The sequence below is a fragment of the Microcella sp. genome (genome assembly GCF_051860105.1).
Lineage (GTDB): Bacteria > Actinomycetota > Actinomycetes > Actinomycetales > Microbacteriaceae > Microcella.
In genome coordinates this window covers 38,068-40,549 of the sequence record NZ_JBHYEO010000019.1, presented here as the reverse complement: position 1 = coordinate 40,549, position 2,482 = coordinate 38,068, and the positions used below count along the sequence as shown (strand labels likewise).

The window sequence follows — 2,482 nt, the reverse complement described above, 5'->3', positions numbered from 1 at the left end:
GGGCTGCCGAGCATCGCCGTGGTGGGCCGCGGGCTCGGCACGGAGCGGGTCGCGGGCGTGCTGCAGGAGGCCGGGCATCCCGTCGTGATCGTGGCCTCGGGCACGGTCGGCCGGCGCGTGCGCGGACGGCGGCCCGCGCTCGCGGTGCTCGTGAGCGCCCACGTCATCGATCCGCTCGAGCACCAGCGCTGGTTGCGCGACGACGTGCCCCATCTGCCGATCGTGTTCGGCGAGGTCGCCGTGACCGTCGGGCCGGTCGTCGCGGTGGGTTCGAGCGCGTGCCTCGGCTGCGTCGAGCGCGAGCGGGCTCGCCACGACCCGGCACGGGCGGCGATCGCCGCGCAGCTGTGGGGGCGCCCCGCTGCGGCCGAATCGGCGTCGCTCGCGACGGAGGCGGCGGTCGAGGCGCTGCGGATGCTGCGCGCGAGCATCCCGAGCCGGCTCCACGACCCGGCGGCGTCGGTGAGCGTGCGCCTCGATGCGGCCTCCGGCGCCCGCACGACGACCGCGTGGCGGCCCAGCGAAGGCTGCGGCTGCCGGGGGCTCACGCTCCGCTCGGAGCCCGCACCTCGTCGAGGAACCGGCTCGGCGCCCGCTCGGCCCGCGCCGAGGTCGACCGCTGCGCCCACGACAGCTCGAGCACCTTTCGCGCCCGCGTGATGCCGACGTAGAACAGCCGGCGCTCCTCATCGATCGCCTCCAGCCCCTGCGCGAACGTGATGGGCACGAGGCCTTCGCTGAGACCGGCGATGTACACGCAGTCCCACTCGAGGCCCTTCGCCGCGTGCAGGGTCGAGAGCGTCACGGCCGCACGGGTCGGCGCGTGCTGCTGCTGCTGGCGGCGCTGCAGCTCGCGCACGAAGTCGGGCAGGGTCGTGCCCGCCGGGGCTTCTTCTGCGAGGCCGAGAAGCGCGGTCATGCTCTCCCACTTCGCCCGCTCAGCGCCCCCGCCCTCGGGCGGATCCTGCCGCCAGCCGAGCCCGCGCAGCACATCGCTCACGCTCTTGAACAGCGGCTCATCGGTGATCGAGATCGAGGCGCCGCGCAGCAGCATGATCGCCTGCTTCACCTCGATCTGGTCGAAGAAGCGGCTGTCGGCGCGCGACTGCACGGGCACGCCGAAGCGGCTGAGTGCCGACTCGAGCGCGATCGACTGCGTGTTGATGCGGTAGAGCACGGCGATCGACTCGGGCGGTGTGCCGTCGGCGATGCGCCGCGCGACCGACTGGGCGATGGATGCGGCCTCGGCGGCATCGTCGACATGCTTCGTCACCAAGGGGGCCGCCCCCCGATCACTGCCCTCGCTCGCGGCGTGCAGCGTGAGCGCACCCGGCCGCCCGCGCATGAGCCGGTTGGCGAGGGTGACGATCGCGGTCGTCGAGCGGTAGTTGTCCTCCAGCCGCACGACGCGCGCCTCGGGATACTCGCTGCCGAAGCGCACGAGGTAGTCGCTCGTCGCGCCGGCGAACGAATAGATCGTCTGCGAGGCGTCGCCCACGACGCACAGCTCGCGCCGCCCGCCGAGCCACAGCGTGAGCAGGTCGTGCTGCAGCGGCGAGACGTCTTGATACTCGTCGACGACGAAGAAGCGGTACTGCGAGCGCACCTGGTCGGCGACGCGCGGCTCGTTCTCGATCATGCCCGCCGTCGCGAGCAGCACGTCTTCGAAGTCGATCTGCTTGCGCTCGTCTTTGATGCGCTCGTAGGTCTGCTGCAGCGCGACCATGGCGTCGACGCTCAAGCGCGACGGCAGAGTGCGCGAGTGCGCCGCCCGGGCGTAGTCGTCGATCGAGAGCCGGCTGACCTTACGCCACTCGATTTCGGCGGCGGCATCCCGCAACCCCGCGGTGTCGAGGCTGAGCTTGAGCGACCCCGCCGCCTGCCCGAGCAGGGGGCCCTTGCCCTCGAGCACGCGCGGCGGGGTGCCGCCGACCACGATGGGCCAGAAGTAGTGCAGCTGGCGCAGGGCGGCCGAGTGGAAGGTGCGCGCGGCGACGCCCTCGGCTCCGAGCGCGCGCAGCCGCCCGAGCAGCTCGCCCGCCGCACGGGTCGTGAACGTCAGCGCCATGACCCGTTGCGGGTCGTAGGCCCCCGTCGCCACCCCGTAGGCGATGCGGTGGGTGATCGCCCGGGTCTTGCCCGTGCCGGCGCCGGCGAGAACGCACACCGGGCCGAGCAGGGCTTCGGCCACCTGCCGCTGGTTGTCGTCGAGAGCGGCGAGCAGGCGGTCCGGACTGACGGCGGGCTCAGTCGTCACGGGATGCGCACCGTCGGAGGCCGCGCTCACGGGGCATCGAGCGGCGACCCGTACCAGTCTTCGATGATGGCGCGGGCGATCGAGGTGCGGCCGGGCAGCAGGATCTCGCCGAGGCTCGCCGCGAGCTCGTCGCGGCTGAACCACCGCAGGTCGAGGATCTCGGTGCCGTCGGGGCGCAGATCGTTCGCATGCTCGGGATCGAGCCGCGCGCGGAACCCGAGCATG

At 73.0% G+C, this 2,482-nt stretch carries 1 protein-coding gene and 2 pseudogenes; 1 reads left to right on the top strand and 2 read right to left on the bottom strand.

Going from position 1 to position 2,482, the window contains the following annotated elements; genetic code table 11:
• Nucleotides 1-660: pseudogene (locus ACTIE9_RS10540) on the top strand (hypothetical protein); the annotation flags it as partial.
• On the opposite strand, the gene ACTIE9_RS10535 reads toward ACTIE9_RS10540, so the two are convergent.
• Both ACTIE9_RS10535 and ACTIE9_RS10530 read right to left on the bottom strand, forming a co-directional pair.
• Nucleotides 545-2,257, bottom strand: coding sequence for an ATP-dependent helicase (locus ACTIE9_RS10535; RefSeq protein WP_439565530.1), 1,713 nt, complete (start codon nucleotides 2,255-2,257; stop codon nucleotides 545-547). The pseudogene ACTIE9_RS10540 and the gene ACTIE9_RS10535 sit on opposite strands and share 116 nt — an antisense overlap.
• 26 nt (nucleotides 2,258-2,283) lie before the next feature.
• Nucleotides 2,284-2,482, bottom strand: a pseudogene (locus ACTIE9_RS10530) (NAD(+) diphosphatase); the annotation flags it as partial.